This is a genomic window from Undibacterium paludis, from assembly GCF_022568815.1.
In the GTDB taxonomy this organism is placed as follows: domain Bacteria; phylum Pseudomonadota; class Gammaproteobacteria; order Burkholderiales; family Burkholderiaceae_D; genus Undibacterium.
This window is the reverse complement of the sequence record NZ_JAKZHX010000001.1, coordinates 26,472-45,459: the sequence shown is the minus strand read 5'-3', so window position 1 is coordinate 45,459 and position 18,988 is coordinate 26,472. Positions and strand designations below refer to the sequence as shown.

Annotated in this window: 16 protein-coding genes; 8 read left to right on the top strand and 8 right to left on the bottom strand. The window is 52.4% G+C overall.

Annotated elements, in window-relative coordinates; genetic code table 11:
• The first annotated feature begins 26 nt into the window (after positions 1-26).
• Both LZ463_RS00210 and LZ463_RS00205 read left to right on the top strand, forming a co-directional pair.
• Positions 27-839, top strand: coding sequence for a DUF4019 domain-containing protein (locus tag LZ463_RS00210; RefSeq protein WP_241452504.1), 813 nt, complete (start codon positions 27-29; stop codon positions 837-839).
• Between the two features lie 155 nt (positions 840-994).
• Positions 995-1,792 (top strand): DUF4019 domain-containing protein, encoded by a 798-nt coding sequence (locus LZ463_RS00205; protein WP_241452502.1) that lies wholly within the window; start codon positions 995-997, stop codon positions 1,790-1,792.
• A gap of 62 nt (positions 1,793-1,854) precedes the next feature.
• On the opposite strand, the gene LZ463_RS00200 is transcribed toward LZ463_RS00205, so the two are convergent.
• Entirely contained in the window at positions 1,855-2,328 is a 474-nt protein-coding gene (locus LZ463_RS00200) for a GNAT family N-acetyltransferase (protein ID WP_241452500.1), read from the bottom strand.
• 35 nt (positions 2,329-2,363) lie between these two features.
• Positions 2,364-2,996 carry a LysE family translocator gene (locus tag LZ463_RS00195; RefSeq protein ID WP_241452491.1) on the bottom strand — a complete coding sequence of 211 codons (633 nt, stop codon included), beginning with the start codon at positions 2,994-2,996 and terminating at the stop codon, positions 2,364-2,366.
• Positions 2,997-3,397: 401 nt separating this feature from the next.
• Here LZ463_RS00195 and LZ463_RS00190 point away from each other — a divergent pair, with 401 nt between their 5' ends.
• The 4 genes from LZ463_RS00190 to LZ463_RS00175 all read left to right on the top strand — a co-directional run bounded on the left by LZ463_RS00190 (position 3,398) and on the right by LZ463_RS00175 (position 8,307).
• Positions 3,398-5,434, top strand: coding sequence for a TonB-dependent receptor plug domain-containing protein (locus LZ463_RS00190; RefSeq protein ID WP_241452475.1), 2,037 nt, complete (start codon positions 3,398-3,400; stop codon positions 5,432-5,434).
• A gap of 8 nt (positions 5,435-5,442) precedes the next feature.
• Positions 5,443-6,006, top strand: coding sequence for a YfiR family protein (locus LZ463_RS00185; RefSeq protein ID WP_241452467.1), 564 nt, complete (start codon positions 5,443-5,445; stop codon positions 6,004-6,006).
• 91 nt (positions 6,007-6,097) lie between these two features.
• A complete protein-coding gene (locus tag LZ463_RS00180; RefSeq protein ID WP_241452465.1) occupies positions 6,098-7,960 on the top strand; it encodes a putative bifunctional diguanylate cyclase/phosphodiesterase in 1,863 nt (620 codons plus the stop codon).
• Positions 7,961-8,043: 83 nt separating this feature from the next.
• Positions 8,044-8,307, top strand: coding sequence for an acyl carrier protein (locus LZ463_RS00175; protein WP_241452463.1), 264 nt, complete (start codon positions 8,044-8,046; stop codon positions 8,305-8,307).
• A gap of 165 nt (positions 8,308-8,472) precedes the next feature.
• On the opposite strand, the gene LZ463_RS00170 is transcribed toward LZ463_RS00175, so the two are convergent.
• From LZ463_RS00170 to LZ463_RS00160, 3 genes are all read right to left on the bottom strand, one after another.
• Positions 8,473-10,761: a pre-peptidase C-terminal domain-containing protein gene (locus tag LZ463_RS00170; RefSeq protein WP_241452461.1), complete on the bottom strand. Its 2,289-nt coding sequence runs from the start codon at positions 10,759-10,761 to the stop codon at positions 8,473-8,475.
• A 1,060-nt stretch (positions 10,762-11,821) separates the two neighbouring features.
• Positions 11,822-12,754 (bottom strand): glycosyl hydrolase family 18 protein, encoded by a 933-nt coding sequence (locus LZ463_RS00165; protein WP_241452439.1) that lies wholly within the window; start codon positions 12,752-12,754, stop codon positions 11,822-11,824.
• A gap of 370 nt (positions 12,755-13,124) precedes the next feature.
• Complete coding sequence (locus tag LZ463_RS00160; protein WP_241452429.1) at positions 13,125-14,057, bottom strand: LysR substrate-binding domain-containing protein; 933 nt, start codon at positions 14,055-14,057, stop codon at positions 13,125-13,127.
• A 183-nt stretch (positions 14,058-14,240) separates the two neighbouring features.
• Here LZ463_RS00160 and LZ463_RS00155 point away from each other — a divergent pair, with 183 nt between their 5' ends.
• Positions 14,241-15,464 carry a YbfB/YjiJ family MFS transporter gene (locus LZ463_RS00155; protein ID WP_241452421.1) on the top strand — a complete coding sequence of 408 codons (1,224 nt, stop codon included), beginning with the start codon at positions 14,241-14,243 and terminating at the stop codon, positions 15,462-15,464.
• A gap of 167 nt (positions 15,465-15,631) precedes the next feature.
• Here the strand turns inward: LZ463_RS00155 and LZ463_RS00150 are convergent, their stop codons facing one another.
• Together LZ463_RS00150 and LZ463_RS00145 are read right to left on the bottom strand one after the other, a co-directional pair.
• On the bottom strand, positions 15,632-16,171 hold the full coding sequence (locus tag LZ463_RS00150) for a hypothetical protein (protein ID WP_241452419.1): 540 nt from the start codon (positions 16,169-16,171) through the stop codon (positions 15,632-15,634).
• 150 nt (positions 16,172-16,321) lie between these two features.
• Positions 16,322-16,747, bottom strand: coding sequence for a MarR family winged helix-turn-helix transcriptional regulator (locus LZ463_RS00145; RefSeq protein ID WP_241452417.1), 426 nt, complete (start codon positions 16,745-16,747; stop codon positions 16,322-16,324).
• A gap of 172 nt (positions 16,748-16,919) precedes the next feature.
• Here LZ463_RS00145 and LZ463_RS00140 point away from each other — a divergent pair, with 172 nt between their 5' ends.
• On the top strand, positions 16,920-17,732 hold the full coding sequence (locus LZ463_RS00140) for an alpha/beta fold hydrolase (RefSeq protein ID WP_241452405.1): 813 nt from the start codon (positions 16,920-16,922) through the stop codon (positions 17,730-17,732).
• Positions 17,733-17,812: 80 nt separating this feature from the next.
• Here the strand turns inward: LZ463_RS00140 and LZ463_RS00135 are convergent, their stop codons facing one another.
• Entirely contained in the window at positions 17,813-18,916 is a 1,104-nt protein-coding gene (locus tag LZ463_RS00135) for an NHL repeat-containing protein (protein ID WP_241452396.1), read from the bottom strand.
• Positions 18,917-18,988: the final 72 nt, after the last annotated feature.

Here is an 18,988-nt window from a genome sequence, read left to right as displayed (position 1 = left end):
TTACCTACCTTTGCCTGCCCAGTTCCATGACACCACGTTTTCTTGCAGCCCTCTCTGTCATCAGTTTCTTCCTGCTCCCCAGCCATGGTCTGGCGGCTGATCTTGTCTATAAAAAACTGGCTGGTCATGACTATGAACTGGTGTTGAGTAATGATGTCAGCCTGACGGTGGAACAGGCGCAAGCCATGATGCAGGACCCGGCAGCAACCCTGTGCGGCAATCGCAAACCAAAATTTGGCCGCTATGCCTTTCAGGATACGGATGCTTTTTCTGGTCAAAAATCCTATGGCAAGGCAGCTCCTTTCAATATGCTGCAAATGATCAATTGCGTCGGCGATGTAGCAGATACACCGGTGCGCCCCAAAGCAGAGCCAGTCTCCAGGCTTAGTGACGACGATGAAGTCAGGCTCAGGATAGAAGCCAGAAAGCTGACTACCATGTACCTGACAGCGCTGGAAAATGCCCATTATGAAACCGCCTACAGCATGCTCGGCGATGGTTTGAAAGAGGAGGGCAACTATGCCGCCTGGCAAGCCAGGGTCAGCGCTTACCAGGCCCAGGTCGGCAAAGCTGTAGAGCGTGACCTGTGGCGCGTCACTGTCACGGAAAGACTGCCAGCGTCGGCCCTGCGTGGCGTGCATATGACCGTCGAATATGAAAGCAAGTATGGCGAAGGCCTGGTCACCTGCGGCTTTGTCACTTGGTTTTTACCTGCAGGCAGCAAGTCCAATTTCACTATTGTGCGTGAAGGCTATGGCAACACTCCAGGCGATGTGCCGACCAATATCCCTGCTGCCGAGCAGGCCAAATTGCGCAAGATGCTCGGGTGTAAGGGCTAAGCTGGTCTGACAGCAAAACAAAATAAAACACGATCATGATCGAATCAAATCCATAGGCGTCGCTGGAGTGAAGCTTGAAGCTGAAATCAAATCACTATACGGATATTGATTTATCCTTTATTGTTGCGCGATCAAAAACAAATTGCGCATTTGCCATGAAACAAATCAGCATAGCCATCAGTGCCAGCCTGTGTCTGTTCTCCAGTTATAGTCAGGCCGTTGAACTTGCTTACAAAAAAATCTCAGCAAGTGAATATGAACTGGTTTTGAGCAACAATGCCAGTATGACGATAGCGCAGGCACAAGCTGCGATGCAAGGACCGGCGACTACTCTATGCGGTGACAAGAAAGCGCAATTTGGCAAATACACCTTCAAGACTGATGAATCCAAGGCTGGCAGCATTAACGATGCTCGCTCTGCTTCATTCAAGATGATGCAAACCTTGAATTGTGTGGACGCTTTACCTACTACGGCAAAGCCATTCAGTGTTGCCAAACTCAGCAGTGATGACGAAGCCAGGTTCAGGAACGAAGTCAAAAAACTGACCGTCATCTATTTTTCTGCATTGGAAAAAGGTGATTACCAGGCTGCCTACAATATGTTGGGCAGCAGCACAAAGAGCCTCAGTGCTTACCCAGAATGGAAAGCCAGAGCTTCTGCTTACCAGGCGACGATAGGCAAGCTCATCAATCGCGATTTGTGGCGCATTACTGTCTATGACAATCCAGCCAATTCACAGCAACCGGGTGTTTACATCGCGGTTGACTATGAAACCCGGCACAGTGCAGCACCCATCACCTGTGGTTATGTCGTCTGGTTTGTGCCGCCGGGTAGCAAGTCAGGTTTTAGTTTGATGCGCGAAGAATATGGCCATGTCACCGCCGATATCCTCAAGAATATATCAGCCAGTGATCTGGGGCAATTACGTAAGCAGATGGGGTGTCGGGCCTAAGAGGCTTATCTCAGTTTCGCAACAGCCTCCAAGTCATTCAGGTGACTACGTTACAAACGATATCACTTACGCTGCAACACCTTCAGCATAGGCACACAGGCCAGTTCTATCCCGCGTGGTGAGTGGTAGATGGATACGGTGTCGCCGCTAAAACCGCAGGAGCGGTAAAAATCGGCAGCATTGAGGGTGGCGTCGAGCTTGAGCTGTGTCAGGCCATGATCGAGGGCGCGTTGTTCCAGAAAACCCATGATGCGTTTGCCCAGCCCCTGTCTGAAGTGTGCCGGGTGGACGAAAATGGCGTCAACCTGCCCGCTGACCAGATCAACGGCCCCGCTTGCAACGATCTTGTCGTTGCTGGTGATGACGTAAAAGCTGTCTTGCACAGCCTGGCTGAAGCGTTCGCTCAATTCACCGTCTGTCCACAATCTCAGCAATTCTGCATCATAAGCGCAGGCACATTGGCTGAGAATGGCCAGTTTGCGCAAGGCATGGACCTCGGTGGCGTCAGTGGCAAGTGCTTTGCGTATGTCTGTCATGGTGTCGTGCAAACGAGGGGGCAGATATTCAGAATTCAGCGCGCCGATGCCACCAGCTTGATGCCAAGTGCCATCATGACGCCACCTGCCACACGGTCCAGCCAGTGCTTGTAGCGCAGGTAGGTGGTACGCGGGCGTGCAGAAGACAGGGCGACGGCGACAATGGCATACCAGCTGCTTTCTATGACAAAAACGGTGCAGATCAGCAAGACATCAAAACTGATGGATTGGCTGCCGGGCATGAAGGCGGCAAACACGCTGGCGTAAACGATGGATGTCTTGGGATTGCTGACCTGGGTGGTGAATCCCAGTATCAACGATTTGGACAGGCTGTTTCTGCCGGTCAGGTTGCCGGTAGCGGCGGCAATCTGCAAGGGCAGGCTGGCACCACGCCAGATTTTGAAGCCGAGAAAGGCAAGATAGATGCCCCCCGCCACTTTTAGCACGGTGTACAGCAGTGGCACGGCCAGCAGCAGGCCTTGCAGGCCCAGCAGGGCGGCAATGGCAAACAGTACGCCGCCACAGCCCATGCCTATGGCTGCGGCGACACCTTCATTGCGGCTGGCGGCAACGGCGGTGCGGGCAATCATGACAAAACTGGGACCGGGGCTGATGACGCCAACGGTCAGGGCGGCACAGATGCCGAGCAGCGAAGCGTAGTGTTCCATCTGGTTCTCCTGTTGTGCAGGCTGGATGTGGTGAGCCTGAATGCGCCATTTTACATGTGAGTTGGGATGAACGAAAAACAGCAGTACAGGGCCAGTATGGGGCCCGTACAGAATCAGTTTATCGGTGCGGTGCAAAAACGGATGGTTTAACAGCTTGCGACACATGGCAGACGCAGGCAGGCGACTAAGATATTTCCGTGAATATTTCCGTGCAGGAATTAATTGTACTTGTCCCGCTATGCTTTCAGGAATAAAAGCAAGTACCTGTTGCCCTCACGCCATACAAGTTTGACGGCCTCAATATTGAGTGCTAGTTTGTTCATAGGCAATATGAATAGTCCCTCGCAACAGGTATCATCCGCAGCCCGGTGCGGGTGCTGGCACTCTTTAAAGAACCGATCATGTTCCACATTCCTTTGCGTACTCCCTGCTTGTTGTTGTGTCTGTGCGTTGCTGGCACCACGGTACATGCCGCCAGCCTGGCTGATGATGATCTGACGGATTTGTCGATAGAGCAACTACTGGCTATGCAGATATCGACTGCATCCAAATTCCCGCAGGCGCTGGCGGATGCGCCCTCGTCGGTCAGTGTGATCACGGCTGCCGATATCAAATTGTACGGCTGGCGCAGCCTGGCAGAATTACTGTCGAGCATACGGGGGCTGTACGCAAGCAATGATCGCAACTACAGTTATCTGGGCGGGCGTGGTTTTTTGCGGCCGGGTGATTACGATACACGGTTTCTATTGCTGGTCGATGGCAATCGCAACAATGATTCTGTGTATGACCAGGCATCTCTGGGGCGTGAATTCATCCTTGACCTCGATGTGATCGACAGGGTGGAATACGTGCCCGGGCCAGGTTCATCGGTGTATGGTTCCAATGCCTTCTTTGGCGTCATTAATGTCATCACCAAACGTGGACGCGACATGGCTGGCCCGGTTGCCAGTGTCAGCGTCGGCAGTGTTGGTGAACGTAGTCTGCGTGGCAGTTATGGCTGGAGCGGCACGACGTCTGATGGCAAGGCCGGTGATGCGGAGTTCCTGTTGTCAGCCAGCAGTTACCGGCGTGATGGCCGTGACCTGTATTTTGCGGAGTACGATACACCCGATAATAATCATGGTATTGCCCACCGACTTGATCATGAGCAGCTTGATCAATTATTCTTTCGCGCGGATCTCGGTGCATTCACTCTGTCGGCAGCACATATCGAGCGTAGCAAGGGCATACCGACCGCCTCGTATAGTCAGGTATTTAACGATCCGCGTTCTGCTACCCTGGACCGGCAGAGTAATATTGCCCTTGCCTATAATACAGCCCTGTCAGGACAGACGCGTCTGAGCACCAGGCTGTTCTGGGGCAGTCATGACTTTGCCGGTACCTATATCTATAGTGCGCCTGATATGGTCAATGAGGATGGCAGCAGTTCGACCTGGTGGGGCGGTGAACTGAATCTGGTGACGACCCGCTTCAAACAGCATAAATTGCTGGCTGGCATGGAGTATCAGCGTGATGCACAGTTGAAACAGTTCAGCCAGAATACATACTTGCAGTCCGCAGGTGCTCAGCCAGGGCAACCGCAGGTTTTGCTCAATGATGCGCGCAGCGCCAATCGCCTCGGCCTCTACCTGCAGGACGAATGGAGTCTGCGTGATGACCTCCTGTTCAATGCCGGTTTGCGCTATGACCGTAACAGCCTTAGCTCTGGGGCCGTCAGTCCACGTGTAGCGTTGATCTATAAACCCTGGCTCAATACCACTGTCAAGGGTATTGTCGGCAAGGCCTTTCGTTCGCCAAATGCTTTCGAGCTATATTACAGTTTGCCTGGAGAAGGCGGGCAAAAGATCAATCCCATGCTGAGGCCAGAACACATACTGACCCGTGAACTATCGTGGGAGCAGCAATTGTCTGCCAGCAGCCGCCTGCTCCTGTCGGCTTACCGCAATACCGTGTCTGACCTGATATCGCAAGAGCTCGATGAGCGTGATGGTTTGCTGGTGTTCAGGAATGTCTCACGCGTCAGCGCCAGTGGCGTCGAGCTGGAATATCAGCGTCTGTGGAATGAGGGCGCACACCTGCGCAGCAGCTATAGCTGGCAACGTGTCACTGACGAAATGACAGGCCAGGAAGTGGTGAATTCACCTGCGCACCTGGCCAAGCTCAACCTGTCTTCTCCCCTCGCTCTGTTGCGTGCCAGACTGGCTGTCGAGGGACAGTATGTTGCCAGACGCAAGACCTTGCGTGGTGACACCGGTGGTTATGCGCTGTGCAATCTCAGCCTGGTTTCTGCACAATGGCTCGATCATACTGAAATCTCGCTCGGAGTGTATAACCTGTTTGACCGTCATTACAGTGTGCCAGGAGGACCAGAACATCTGCAAGACAGCTTGCAGCAGGACGGGCGCAGTTATCGCCTCAAACTCACGTACAAGTTTTGAGCGGGCATATGACTACGTCAGCGCTGCTCCGACCAGTCCGGGCAAAGGTATTCGTGCCCTTGCTATTTGGTGTGCTGAGCCTGTTCGTCACGATGGCGAACCATGCACGGGCGCAGCAAGCACCGGAAAACCAGTTGAAAGCAGCACTGATCTACAATTTCATGTTGTTTACTGAATGGCCGGTGGCTGGTCTGGCCAGCAATGAAGTATTGACCCTGTGCGCATTGAAGTCTGGCCCGGTCAGCGATGCCTTGATACAGTTACAGAAAAAGACTGTGGGTAATCATGAATTGCGTTTCAAATTGCTGGCCGAGCAAGACAGCCTGCAAAGCTGTAAGGTTTTGTACCTGGACGACGATGAGCATCAGCGTCCGGCGCAGATCAGAAAAAAACTGGAAGGCCTGAGTGTACTGACCATTTCCGACCGTGAGCGTGCGATTGATGAAGGAGCCATGATCGCCATCGCGGTCGACAATAACCGTTTTGTCTTTGAAGTCAATGCCAGCAGCGCCCGCCAGGCGGGTTTTACCATCAGCTCCAAATTATTGCGATTAGCGCGTAAAGTGTGGTGAGGGACATCAGACAGAGCGAGCAGGGCATGCAGGCACAGGATCAGGGTGAACAGCTATGGTGGTGAACATCAGGGAGGAGCAGCAGACAGGGTTGAGTGGCAAATCTGCCAATTCAGCCTTGCTGGCGTTATGCGTGGCGATGCTGTGTGCCGCCGTGCTGCTGATTGTGGTGCAGTTCTTATCCTTGCGCCAGAGTTTTATCGAAGACATGCAGGTGCAGGGGCGCATCGTCAGCTCCAATATTACGGCTGCCATTGTTTTTCGGGATGTCAAGACGGCGACAGAGACCCTGGCCGCCCTGAATGCCTCTTCCAGCATCGCTGCCGCCGCCATCTTTATTGAACCAGGACCGGCCTTTGCCTATTATTCGCGTGGCAAGGGTAATGCCTTGCAGGCGCCGACACCGGCACTGATGCTCAATGGCCATGAATTCCACTGGAATTACCTGGACCTGGTGCAGACAGCTGAGCTCGATGGCAAGCCGATTGCACAGGTCGTCATGCGTGCTTCACTGGATGCCTTGTATGGCCGCTTCAGCATGTATGCACTGATCACCCTGTGTGTGATCTTTGCGTCCCTGGGCATCGGTTACCTGATGGTGGCACGCATGCGTCAGGCGGTGGCGCAGGCAGAAGAGCACCTGACCTACCTCGCCCATATTGATGCTGTTACCGGCTTGCCTAACCGTCACGCTTTTAACGAGCGCCTGGCACATTCGCTGGTGACCGTAGCCAGGTTCGGAGGGCAACTGGAACTGCTCCTGCTCGATCTCGACAATTTCAAGGCCGTCAATGATTCGCTGGGGCACAATCAGGGTGACCAATTGCTGAAGGCTGTTGGTGATCGTTTGTCGAACAGCTTGCGCGATGCCGATATCGTCTGCCGTATCGGTGGCGACGAATTTGCCATGATCCTGCAATCCAGGGCAGGTAGTCGCACTGGTGAAGCCGTCGCTCAAAAAGTCATACTTTCGCTGGCAGCGCCTTTCGAGATTGCCGAGCAAGAAGTTTTTGTCACTGGCAGCATCGGTGTCAGCAGCAGTGGCGATGACAGGCTCAGCCCGCTGACATTGACACGCAATGCCGATGCCGCCATGTATGCTGCCAAGGCCAAAGGCAAAAACACTTACGAAATCTTCCGTCAGGAAATGAACCAGCATGCAAAAAAACGCCTGGCCCTGGAAACCAGTCTCAGAAAAGCCATACAGAATAATGAATTATCACTATGCTATCAGCCCAAGTTGCTGCTGCGTCACAACCGCATAGTCGGGTTTGAAGCCTTGTTGCGCTGGACCAATCCGCAGCTTGGCTCGGTCAGTCCGGTGGAGTTCATCCCTATCGCCGAAGAAACCGGTCTTATCAATGAGATCGGCATGTGGGTCACACGCACCGTCTGCATGCAGGTCGCCGTATGGGAAGAGCTGGGTTTGCGCGATTTCAAGGTATCGATCAACCTGTCACCGAGACAAACCAAGAACGCTAACCTGGCCGAAGAAATTTTTGCTGAAATCGCTGCAGCCGGCATTGACGCCAGCCGGCTGGAACTGGAAATCACCGAATCCCAATTGATGGAAAATGTCGGTACCAATATCGAACTGCTGTCACAATTGCGTGCCCGCGGCCTGCGTCTGTCAATTGATGACTTTGGTACCGGCTATTCGTCAATGGCCTACCTCAAACGCTTCCCCATCAATGAACTGAAAATCGACCGCAGCTTTGTACGCGACATTCCGGGCGACGGTGAAGATGAGGCCATCATCACGGCCATTATTGCACTGGGCCACGGTCTGGGCCTTTCCGTCATCGCTGAAGGGGTAGAGACCGAGCAGCAGATGAATTTTTTGCGTTCAGTACAGTGTGACAGCATACAAGGTTATTTCCTGGCCAAGCCGATGCCGGCAGCGGACGTGCCGGGATTTCTGCGCAAGACGCATAGCCAGGGAAAACATGCCTGATATATGAAGTGACTGCATCTGACACAGACATCGTGCTGGTTTGACCATTACAATATATGCTGGATGAGTTACTGATACATATCATGGGTCTGGATACCGTTGAATTGATCATCGCTGTGGAAAGAAATTTTGATATCAGCATTCGCGACGATGCAGCATCTGGTCTGGACACGGTGGGCAAGCTTCGTGACTTTGTTGTGATCGAACTGAATCGTTTGCAACGCCCGCGCGTCAATAGTGACATAGTGCTCGACCAGCTACGTACCATCATTTGTGCCCAGCTAGGTGTCAGACCTGAGCAACTGCACCTGACTACCCGTTTCGTACAGGACCTGGGGGCGGATTGATGACCGATGTAAACCGAATGCAAGCTGACAGGCATCAGCCTATGCACAAAGAACAAAACCCCCGGCAGATGAATCGCCGGGGGTTTTGTTTTTGATCAGCCTGCATCAGCCTTTGGTTTTACTGTCATGCCTCAGGCTGCTGCATCCATGCTTGGCTGTACTACCTTAGTCTGTCGCCACCAGGCTGACGCCGCTGACGGCGCTGTAAGCCTTGACCAGTACATAGTAAGTACCGGCTGCTGGTGAATTGATGGTGATGGTTTCATTGGTGCTGGCGCCATCGGATTTCTTCAGGTAAGAAGAAGTCGTTGGAGCAGAACCCAGTTGCACGTACAGATCGGCGTCGCCTGTACCACCGGAAGTCTTGATGGTCAGGGTTGGACGGCCGGCTGGTACAACGAAGGTGTAGACCTGCGAAGCACCGGATGCCAGGGTGATGCCATTCACCGGTACACCGTTCGACAATACATTACCAGGAGTGCCGGTCTGGTAGCTGGCTACCAGGCTGACGCCGCTCGCTGCCGTGTAACCATTCAACAGTACATAGTAAGTACCTGCTGTTGGTGCAGCAATGGTGATGTTTTCTGTCGTAGTGGAACCGTCAGACTTTTGCAGATAGGCGGATGTGGTCGGTGCAGAACCCACTTGCACGTACAGATCGGCGTCACCTGTGCCACCCGATGTTTTGAATGTCAGGTTGGTCGCGCCGCTAGGTACAGCAAAAGTGTAGACCAGGTTACCACCGGTAGCTACATTGATACCAGTGATAGGCACATCCTTGACCAGTACATTTGGTGGTGGAGGTGTGGAACCCATTGCCGCTGCAAAATTAGCCATGTTCAGGCTGCCATAACCACTGGCATAATCCCAGCCGGCTTTGGCAGTATAACCACCGTTGCTGCCGGAGGTGATGTCATAGAACATGCCAGGTGTGCTGGCAGCTTTTTGATAAATAGCTGCAGCCGGGAAAGGCAGGCTGTTGTTATTCATCGATTGCACACGTGCCCAAAAACCGGTGAAGATCGGTGCTGCCAGACTGGTGCCACCGATCTGCTGGTTGGAACCATTGACGATCACCAGAGCGCCACTGGCTGGGTCTGCATCAAATGAGATATCTGGCGTGCCGCGTTTGGTAGAAGAACCCAGAACGCCGGAATTGATTTGCCAGCTAGGTGCATTCGTTGTCAGGGATGGTCCGCCGCCGGCGCCGCCGTTGGCGCTTTGCTGGCAGCTTGATGCGCTCGTGCATGACCATACCGATTCAGAAATCCGTGTCGAACCATTGGTGTTAAGCAAACTGCCGCCAACAGAAATCACGTATGGGGATACGGACGGGTAGCTTTGTGAAGTACCTGGGCCACCGCATTCATACGCACCGGAGTCGCCGGAAGAGACAGAGAAAGTCTGGCCCTGTGCAACCGCAGTCTGGAATATCTGGTCGTTCGTTGCCATGAAGCCCGATGCCTTGGCATCGTTCTCGCATTCACCCAGAGAGACGTTGATGGACTTGGCGACATTGTCTGTCACTGCGCGGTTGAATGTGGCAGTCAGGTCAGCATCGTTCAAGGTGGTTGCTGTGTACAGTATCATCTTTTTGATGGTACCGCCGGCAGCAGCCAGTGCATCTTGCGTATCCATGTTCCACTCACCGACACCGGCTGTGTCAGAGCTGGCAGCGCCGACAGTAACGGTTTGCACGTTCACGGCTGGGTAACCGGCGCGGCTGGTGAAAGTGTTCAGGTCAGTAATCGTTTGCGTCATGCTACCTTGCGTGATGATGCCGATAGTGGCATTTACGGCGCTAGGCAGGCCGGTCGCGTTATAGATGGCTGAGAACTCAGTCGGATTATGTCCTGTGCTTGCCAGGGTATTGGTTTTTGGCCTGACAAGGTGAGTACGTGCCAGATGCATGGTTTGCAGACCGTGCACCGCCAAGACTGTGTCTGACAGTGATGCAGGTACTTGTGCATCTGACAGATTCACATGCACAGAGCGACCATCAACCACGTAGCTATGCAAGTCGGTGTTGAAACCGCTCTTGACCGACGCGACCGTGCCATCACCCTCAACCAGCATGCGGTTGTCCGCTACCTTGATGTTGATAAAGCCGCTGGCTTTCAAGTGATCAACCACGGCCTGGACTTGTGCTGCCGTTGGCGCATAACGCGACATGAACTCGGCATTCGAAATTGTCCTGACGTTTTTGCCGCTCATGATGCCAGTCGTCAATGCGTCCAGGTCTGCCTTGTTGCGCAGCTTGAGTGATACGGCCACATGTGTTGGCGAACCTGCCTGCATCATGGTGACAACACCGGTAGGTGTTGTTGCCGTACTCAGCACCCTGGTTGCTTTGGTTTCGGTCGACACCCATTGTTCTGCTTGCGCAGTGCCGGCCGCCATTGCCATGGCCACAGCGACCAAAGGCAATAATTTGAAGTTACAACTGATACTCATTACTTCTCTCCCTGATTTTTAAAATGCGAAGAATGTGGTCAATGTCATTTTTTGTAACACCGACCGCTCAGTCACCCATCCCCTCAGTGCACCCTGCCGGGACAGGTCATTTGAAAAAAACCAGCTTGTTTGAGCCGGTTTTCCCCTTCACCTATGGATTACCCAGGCGGGCTGCGCGACACCCGATCAGGTTTTCCTTATTACTATGCAAACAATTGATCAAATTGCCGCATAGGAATTCTTTGGGCAATAGTAAGACCACTTGCATGCGATGCTGCATGCAAGACAGTTACTTCGCCTTTGTGTTTTATTTGTTTATATTTTTTATCTAATACCAGTGTGTCTTTTTGTAATCTGTTTGTAATGGAAGCTGATTATTAACATTATTTGACAATGTGTCAAAAACATTAAATGATTGAATTTGAGGAAACATTCAATTTTTTACCTCAAAAAACGTTTCTGACAGGGATGATTCATAGGGAAAATGGAAGCTTTTATTACGAAAAAGAAATGTCTAAAAGCGTTGTAAAACCACAACGAAAATACAATTTAGAGACAATTTTGCGGTTTCTGCGGATTGACAGGTCGTTTCTGGGCGGTTAATCGGATGCTGCGCTGCGACAAACGCAGGACCAAGAGGGCTTCAATGAATCAAACCAGAATTGTGTGAGGATTGATGTCAGGTGGGGGTAAATGGCGTTGCCCAGGTCCATGCCCGCTCACTCTCAAATGCTTGCAGGATGCCCGGTTGTTTCCCTGTGTTGTGTCGCCGTTTTGTGCCCTTGTTTTGCGAGTAAGTCGTCCTGCAACCTGGGCAGTATGTCATCCTGTGCGGACGAACGAATCGACGGCGGTGATGTGCACGGTAATGAAACATGTTGCGTGTCGTGTCATTCAGTCGCAAAAAAACTCACTTGTGGTCAGCAGATACACATTATTTTTTTGATTTTTATTTTCGGCGATATGCAGTTTGGTAGTTTTTTGAGATGCAGAAAAAGAATGACGACACCCGATTTTCCAAGTGTCGTCAATGATGCATGCTCACTGTCATCAGCAGTGTTCAGCCGTCGTTCAATCCTTTGCCCATTGCTGTCGCATAGGCACTTGCCGTCATGGGGGAGCCGTTGCAGCCATTGGAGTTTTCGCTGGAAAAGATGTTGCCAGAATTCCAGATGAAACCACCAGTAATACCAGGGGTGCTGTTTGCCAGTTGAGCGAACGTCGTCTGTACGTCGGAAGGGCACAAGCCCGAACTGTCGGCAGCGTTGTAACATCCAAAGCCCGGGATGATGAAAGCGGCAGGCGCACTGATGCCTGTCGTAGTTTTCGCACTCTGCAGTGTCTCTGCCCACGCGCTCGGTTCGTTGCCTGTGCCGCCTGCATAACATTGCAGATTGTAGGCGCTAACCAGTTGCCTGCCATTAGCTTTGGCGTATACCTGCTCAAGAGCTGTAAGCCAGTGTGCCTGATGATTGTAAGGGCAATATGTGATTGTCATGCCGCCACCCATGCCGCTGAGCATGCTGGTCAGCGTGGCGATGGTATTGACATATTCTTTGTTCGTAATACCGGGGTTGTCCCATTCTTCCATATCAAAATCAAAACCGTCTATTGGCAATGCCGTGACCATGGCCTGGAAATTCTGTGTCAGCTCATGCTTCCCTTGTGTGGTTTTCAGTAAATGGGTCATATTGCTGAAGTCCCCCACACCCCAGCCACCAAGGCTGATCAATACGCGATTGACACTGCCGCTGGACTTGAGCTTGTTGATCCAGTTGCCCATGTACAGATACTGGCTGGACAATACGCCATCTCTCACGACAGGGTCGTCAGCAAATTGCAGGTTACCTTGCTGGTTCACATGCAGGGCCCAGATGATGACCGTGGTGAACCCTGATTCCTGTAATGCGGCGCATTGTGCTGCATTGACCTTGTCATCATTACGTCCGAACAGCCCGTTCGCATACAGGCAAATATTATTGCTCGTTGTCATTGATTGCCTCCGTTAAAAAGATGAAACAGAAAAATGGAATCTGTAATGACGATAGTGATGACACAGACAGTTTCCACGGGAAATTAAATGATGTTTTGATTAATGTTAATTGAAATTGCAAATAATGCAATTCACATCTGTAATAGGATTGTCACAGGGGATGAAGGGATGGATCTGACATCATGGTCGTGATGAAAGTTGTCTGAATCATCCGGATATTGTTCGCCATGTGACGCGATGCAGCTAAGGAGAGGCAGCTTTGCATGTGTCCATGCAAATGCATGAAGTTGTTGACTGGCAGTCGTAATGCGACAGGCGAGATGCTTTCAGGTTTCGACAAAAGAAATTGTCAGGGTGTTCATTCGTTTTGCTATGTCAAATTGCCCGGTTCAAGTTGATGCTCATTCAGCCCTGCTTCTGCAATGATCCAATTGCGAAATACCTGTACTTCTGCTCGCGGTGAAGATGAACCTTCCATCAGCCAATATGCGTAGTCGCTGTTGCCAAGACTGCTGTCGCCCAATGCCACGAGACGGCCATCCTTGAGCATGGGCTGCACCAGCGCAACACGCCCCAGTGCGACGCCGTGGCCCTCAATGGCGGCATGGATGACCTGGTCGTATTGATTGAGGTGCAGGTAGGCTTTGGGTTTTGCATGAGGCAGGCCAGTGGCGGTTAGCCAGTCGGACCAGCGTAACCAGGGCAGGGCCCGTTCATCCAGTTCCAGCAAGACTTCATTGAGCAACGCTTTGGGGTTTTTAAAAGCGCGGGCAGCGACTTTCTTGTTGGCCACTGGTATGATTTTTTCAGTGAAAAGTCTGATCGCATTTGCCGGCACGTCTTGCGCGCGGGCATAGCGGATAGCCAGGTCTATGTCTTCTTTTTTCAAATCCAGTACGCGATTATTGGCCGACACGCGTACGTCGATATGGGGATGGGCTTCTTGAAATGTGCCCAGTCTTGGCAATATCCACAACCCTGTCACACTGATGGATGCAGTAATGGTGACAGAGTGCAGTTGCGCGGATTTCCGCAGGGACTCGCTATATTCGATCAGCCTGTCCAGCCAGGGAGATGCCAGTTGCAGCAACTGTTCCCCCGCGTCGGTCAGGGCAATGGCGCGGTGCTTGCGTATCAGCAGCGGAGTGCCCAGATGTTCTTCCAACCCCTGTATCTGCCTGCTGACTGCCGACTGCGTCAGGCACAGGTCATTGGCCGCCAGCGTGATGCTCATGCGTCGGGCGACGGCAACAAAGCCGCGGATGGCATCCAGTGGAGGCAGGTTTAGCAGGGATTTATTCATGATTTTAATTCATGCAAGCCATGCGTAATTTACACTTGTACATGTCTGTCTTGTCTATAGAATCTGAACAGTGGATTCATTTTATAGCATGAATGAAAACCATGTTAAATGTGACAGGGAATTGCTAGAAAATTTCCCCGGTTTGTCAGGAAATCCCGACTCATTTTTTTGAATTGACATGTCATGTCCGTAGCTTTCAATCACTTTCCAGTACGTCATCCGCTTTTGACGGCGCTGGCCCTGTCTTTCGGCGCGGCGATAGCGCTTGGTCTGTCACGCTTTTCGTATGGTTTGCTGTTGCCACCCATGCGTACTGATCTGGGATGGTCCTACCTTCTGGCTGGTGGCATGAACACCGGCAATGCATTTGGTTATTTTTTGGGGGCATTGCTGACGCCCGTGCTGATGCGATATCTTCGTGCGCAGAGTCTGTTGATAGGCGGTTCAGTATTGACCGCTATCTTCATGCTGGTTTCTGGCATGGTGACCTCTGCCGAAGTACTGCTGCTGCAACGTGTGCTCGCCGGTATGTCGAGCGCATTTATTTTTATTGCCGGCGGCCTGCTGGCATCGCGCCTGGGAGGTCTGCATCCGGCACGGGCTGGTTTGCTGATTGGCTTGTACTACGGTGGCACCGGCTTTGGCATTACCTTGTCAGCCCTGCTGGTCCCGCTGACATTGATGCATGCCCAGGCTCAACATGTCGCTCACACCTGGCAATGGCCATGGCTGGTGATGGGCGGCATCTGTCTGCTGGTCACCGTTGCCATGGCTTTGCCAGTCCGGGCTATTGCAGATTTACCGGCGCATGCCGGTACCAAAAGCCCGTTCAGGATCAGTGCATTCGGATTTGGCCTGGCAGGGTATTTCATGTTTGGAGCAGGTTATATCGGCTACATGACGTTCGTGGTGGCTTTGCTGAAAGAACAGGGCATGCAGGCATCGACCATTACTGTCTTCTACGCCTTGCTCGGGCTTGCCGTGGTCGCCTCGTCACGTATCTGGGCTGGTATGCTTGATCATTTCAAGGGCGGACAATCGCTGTCGATCTTGACCGCCCTGGTTGCCGTGGCAACACTGCTGCCCGCCTTGACCAGCGCAGTCCCTGCTGTCTTTGTTTCTGGTTTGCTGTTCGGCGCCGTGTTTCTATCTGTGGTGGCGTCGACGACGGCACTGGTAAGACACAATGCAGCGCCAGAAGCCTGGTCGGCCGGTATCAGTGCTTTTACTACTGTCTTTGCTTTAGGCCAGATTGTCGGCCCAACCATCGTGGGCTGGATAGCTGACGGTCCTGGCGGCCTGGAGCGCGGCCTGATATTTTCTGGCTTGACGCTGTTTATCGGCAGCATGCTGGCATGGCAGCAGAAACCACTCAGGCATTTGCATGTAGTAAGAGGGATGGCGTGATTGCGAGATTGCTCGTCCATTCACCGATTTGCCGGTGATTATAAAGACTGGTCAGGCATCCAAAGTGCGAGCGTTCCGTCAGTCTTGTGCACTTCTGCGCAGCATGTGCTGCAGCTTGCGGCCTGCGTGAGGTCGTAACAATCCAGGCTAAGCCAGATAGAAACCTTTTAATACTTCGACTCCCATTGCGCATTGCCACTTCTGTCTGTTGCACCATAAATAGTGCGTGCGACGGCACATAGGGCCATGATTTGTACCATTAACAGATACCAGCCGGCACCGCCTGCGGCGACAGTATCACTGGTCTGACGGTTGAAGTGCATGGTATGTTTTGCCTCTGTGACATAGAACGAAATAAAGGAAGTCAGTATATCCATGTCAGGAAAAGGGAGCCTTCCCATAAGATAAAGCGACAGATACATGCCCAGAAAAATCTGCAGGGCAAAAGCCAGTGCAGCGACTAGCAAGAAACTGAAGTCGATGCGATCAGGCTGGTATTTGAAAGACGTTGCGCCCAGATAAAAACCGCTCAGGGCAATGAAACCCATCACGAGTGCACCAATTGGTAGCAAGACAAGATAAGAAAAAGAAAACAGATCAAGCCCGGTCCAGCGCCAGACAACGGTTTGTATGACAGATGCCATCAGGGAAGTTAGCAGGCAGAATGCCCAGCACAGTATCCTGGTCTGGTGTGAAGTGTGTGTCATGGGCTTGGCTTGCATCATGTCAGTACGGGTGATGGGGAAGGAGGAATGTATCGCCTTAAGCCCTACGGGTTGGCAATGGCGGTGCGGTCAATGATAAAACGGTCAATCCAGGACGGATCTGCGTTGGTGACACAATTGGTGACACAAGAATTAAAAATCCTGTTCCTGCACATCTGTAATACGCGTCAGTAACTTGAGCAGGGTTTTTTGTTCTGCCTGATTCAGTATGGCAAATTTGCTGGTCAATACGGTATTGGCGATTTGGTTGCCTGTTGCCAGGATTTGCGCGCCTTCGGTCGTCAGGAAATGCTCTATGCGCCTTCCTTGTCCTGCGCGTCTTTCTATCAGACCTTGTGCTACCAGGCGGTTGGCCAGGGTACCGAATGCCTGGTCGGTCTGGAACGTTGCCAGGGCCAGGTCGTGGGACGAGGCGCCCGGCGTGCGGTCTATGGCTCGCAATGCATCCCATTGGGCAAGGGTGGTACCTGCTTCGGCCAGGGCATTTTCCAGGGCGCGATGTTGTCGGTATTGCGCCTGTTTCACTGCGCGCCCCAATTGTTGTATGTGATTTAGCATAGGTCTTACTGTAGCACATGTTATAAACTAATTTATATCAGCACATTTATATAAATATGTTGATATAATGCGCCATAGTACTGCGTGCTAATAAACTGTCCATGTAACAAACATATGCGGTGACTGTGGATAGCCACATCGTCTGCACCCGGAATTTACTGGAGAATCCGACATGAGTATTGCAACAACAAGCTACGTGGCAGATCTGGACAATGGTCTTGCCATCAGTTATACCGAATCTGGCACAGGTCAGACGATCCTGATACTGCATGGCGGCGGTGGACCCGCCACCGTGGCTGGCATTGTCAGTCATCTGGCAAGCAGCTCACGCACGGTCACCCCTGTGCACCCTGGGTGGAATGGCACGACGTGCCCAGAGTATCTGGACAGTGTGGCGGCGCTGGCCCAAGCTTACCTGCTTTTGCTGGAAAAACTTGATTTGTACGAGGTCATCGTGCTGGGCTCATCGATAGGTGGCTGGATTGCTGCCGAGATGGCATTGCGTGACATGGGAAAACGCATCAAAAGCCTGATTTTAATGAATGCTGCAGGTGTTCATGTCGACGGCGAAGTAATCGCTGATGTGTTTACCATGGGGGCGCGTGGTGTTGCAGAGCATGCCTTCCACCAGCCTGACAAATTCTATGTCGACCCGTCCACAGTCTCTGTCGCGCAGCAGGCTATGCAACGTGCCAACATGGCGACACTGCGTAAGCTGGCAGGTGATCCCTATATGCATGACCCGCAATTATTGGGCAAACTGGGGCAAATCCAGTTACCTGCGCTGTTTGTCTGGGGAGAGAGCGACCGTATTGTAACTCCGGCATATGGACTGGCCTATGCCCATGCTTTCGCCAATGCCCGTTTTGAACTGATCCCGCAGGCTGGACACATGCCTCACATGGAGCAGCCAGAAAAGAGCTTTGCCGTGATTGACAGTTTTATCCAGGGCAGCAGTCCGTCATGTGATGCTGAATCGACATAGTCGTCAGATAGCCTTGCTGCAACAGGTAAATGGATATGGCGTCAATGATCAGACGCAACCATGATCACGCCTGACAGTGTTCAAGGCAGTTTAATTTTCAGGATGGCATTGCGGCTGGCAACATACAGATTGCCGTCGGCACTGACAGCTATGCCCGCTGGCGTACCAACTGCACCGGGCAGGGCGCCAAGTTGCACATCACTGCTACCAATTTTGCCAGCCAGTGTGGTGGTTGCGCCGCTGGCGGAAATCCTGCGAATCAGATTCTGGTCAACCATATAGACAACACCGGCCGTATCCACCGTCAGGTAAGCTGGTGCAGCAAAGCCGGCGGCAAGGCCTTGTCCATCTACCTGATTTGTTACCGACATGGAACCGGCGATGGTACTGACAACACCTGCCGCCGTGATCTTGCGCAGGTTTCTGTTATACGTATCGGCCAGATAGATGTTGCCACTGCTATCAGCTGCAAGATAGCCATCATTGGACAATCTGGCAGCTGTACCTGTTCCATCCGTTGACGAGCTATTGTTGGGGGAGCCGGCAAAATTGCTGACGGGCCCTGTTGCCGGTATTTTTTGGACGACTGTGTTGGGATAACCGGTGTAGGTAGCAAACACATTTCCCGCGATATCAGCAGCGACGCTCTGTGCTCGATATGGTGTGCCAAAGGTCGGTCCCTGCCCGTTCCATTGCGCCGGAGGCCCACTGCCATCCAAGGTGCTTACTTTGCCAGTACTGCTGATTTTTCTGACGGAGAAGTCAGCCACGTATAAATTGTTACCGGTTCCAAGTGTCAGACCGCGCAGGTTGTTAAAACGGGCTACCGCACCGTCGCCATCATCCAGGCCGATTTGCCCCGCTGTACCGGCCAGGGTGGTCACATCACCGGCTGCGGATATTTTGCGGATGACATGGTTGCCATCATCTGCCACATACAGGTTGCCGGCCTGGTCCAGGGCAATGCCATTGATCTGTCCAAACCTCGCCACATCAGCCTTGCCATCAATGTAGCCATTACCATCCACTGCACCGGCAAACAGGCTGATCGCCGTGGTTGGTTTATCTGGCGAGGTTGGCGCATTGCCATTGCCGCTACCACCGCCACAGGCCGTCAGCATGGCCGCAACGATGGCGACCGGGGAAAAGGCAAATATATTCATGGAAGCAGATTTGAACATCATGGCTTGATTAATCCTGTTTTTTCAATGAGAGCATTATAGTGAGCATGAATGACAATCGTGCTATCCATGAAG

Bases quoted from the DNA above. Each gene is read 5' to 3' on its own strand.
- LZ463_RS00150 (WP_241452419.1), bottom strand. From the start codon at position 16,171: ATGACACACACTTCACACCAGACCAGGATACTGTGCTGGGCATTCTGC.
- LZ463_RS00195 (WP_241452491.1), bottom strand. From the start codon at position 2,996: ATGGAACACTACGCTTCGCTGCTCGGCATCTGTGCCGCCCTGACCGTT.
- LZ463_RS00165 (WP_241452439.1), bottom strand. From the start codon at position 12,754: ATGACAACGAGCAATAATATTTGCCTGTATGCGAACGGGCTGTTCGGA.
- LZ463_RS00185 (WP_241452467.1), top strand. From the start codon at position 5,443: ATGACTACGTCAGCGCTGCTCCGACCAGTCCGGGCAAAGGTATTCGTG.
- LZ463_RS00140 (WP_241452405.1), top strand. From the start codon at position 16,920: ATGAGTATTGCAACAACAAGCTACGTGGCAGATCTGGACAATGGTCTT.
- LZ463_RS00160 (WP_241452429.1), bottom strand. From the start codon at position 14,057: ATGAATAAATCCCTGCTAAACCTGCCTCCACTGGATGCCATCCGCGGC.
- LZ463_RS00205 (WP_241452502.1), top strand. From the start codon at position 995: ATGAAACAAATCAGCATAGCCATCAGTGCCAGCCTGTGTCTGTTCTCC.
- LZ463_RS00175 (WP_241452463.1), top strand. From the start codon at position 8,044: ATGGGTCTGGATACCGTTGAATTGATCATCGCTGTGGAAAGAAATTTT.
- LZ463_RS00200 (WP_241452500.1), bottom strand. From the start codon at position 2,328: ATGACAGACATACGCAAAGCACTTGCCACTGACGCCACCGAGGTCCAT.
- LZ463_RS00190 (WP_241452475.1), top strand. From the start codon at position 3,398: ATGTTCCACATTCCTTTGCGTACTCCCTGCTTGTTGTTGTGTCTGTGC.
- LZ463_RS00135 (WP_241452396.1), bottom strand. From the start codon at position 18,916: ATGATGTTCAAATCTGCTTCCATGAATATATTTGCCTTTTCCCCGGTC.
- LZ463_RS00210 (WP_241452504.1), top strand. From the start codon at position 27: ATGACACCACGTTTTCTTGCAGCCCTCTCTGTCATCAGTTTCTTCCTG.
- LZ463_RS00145 (WP_241452417.1), bottom strand. From the start codon at position 16,747: ATGCTAAATCACATACAACAATTGGGGCGCGCAGTGAAACAGGCGCAA.
- LZ463_RS00170 (WP_241452461.1), bottom strand. From the start codon at position 10,761: ATGAGTATCAGTTGTAACTTCAAATTATTGCCTTTGGTCGCTGTGGCC.
- LZ463_RS00155 (WP_241452421.1), top strand. From the start codon at position 14,241: ATGTCCGTAGCTTTCAATCACTTTCCAGTACGTCATCCGCTTTTGACG.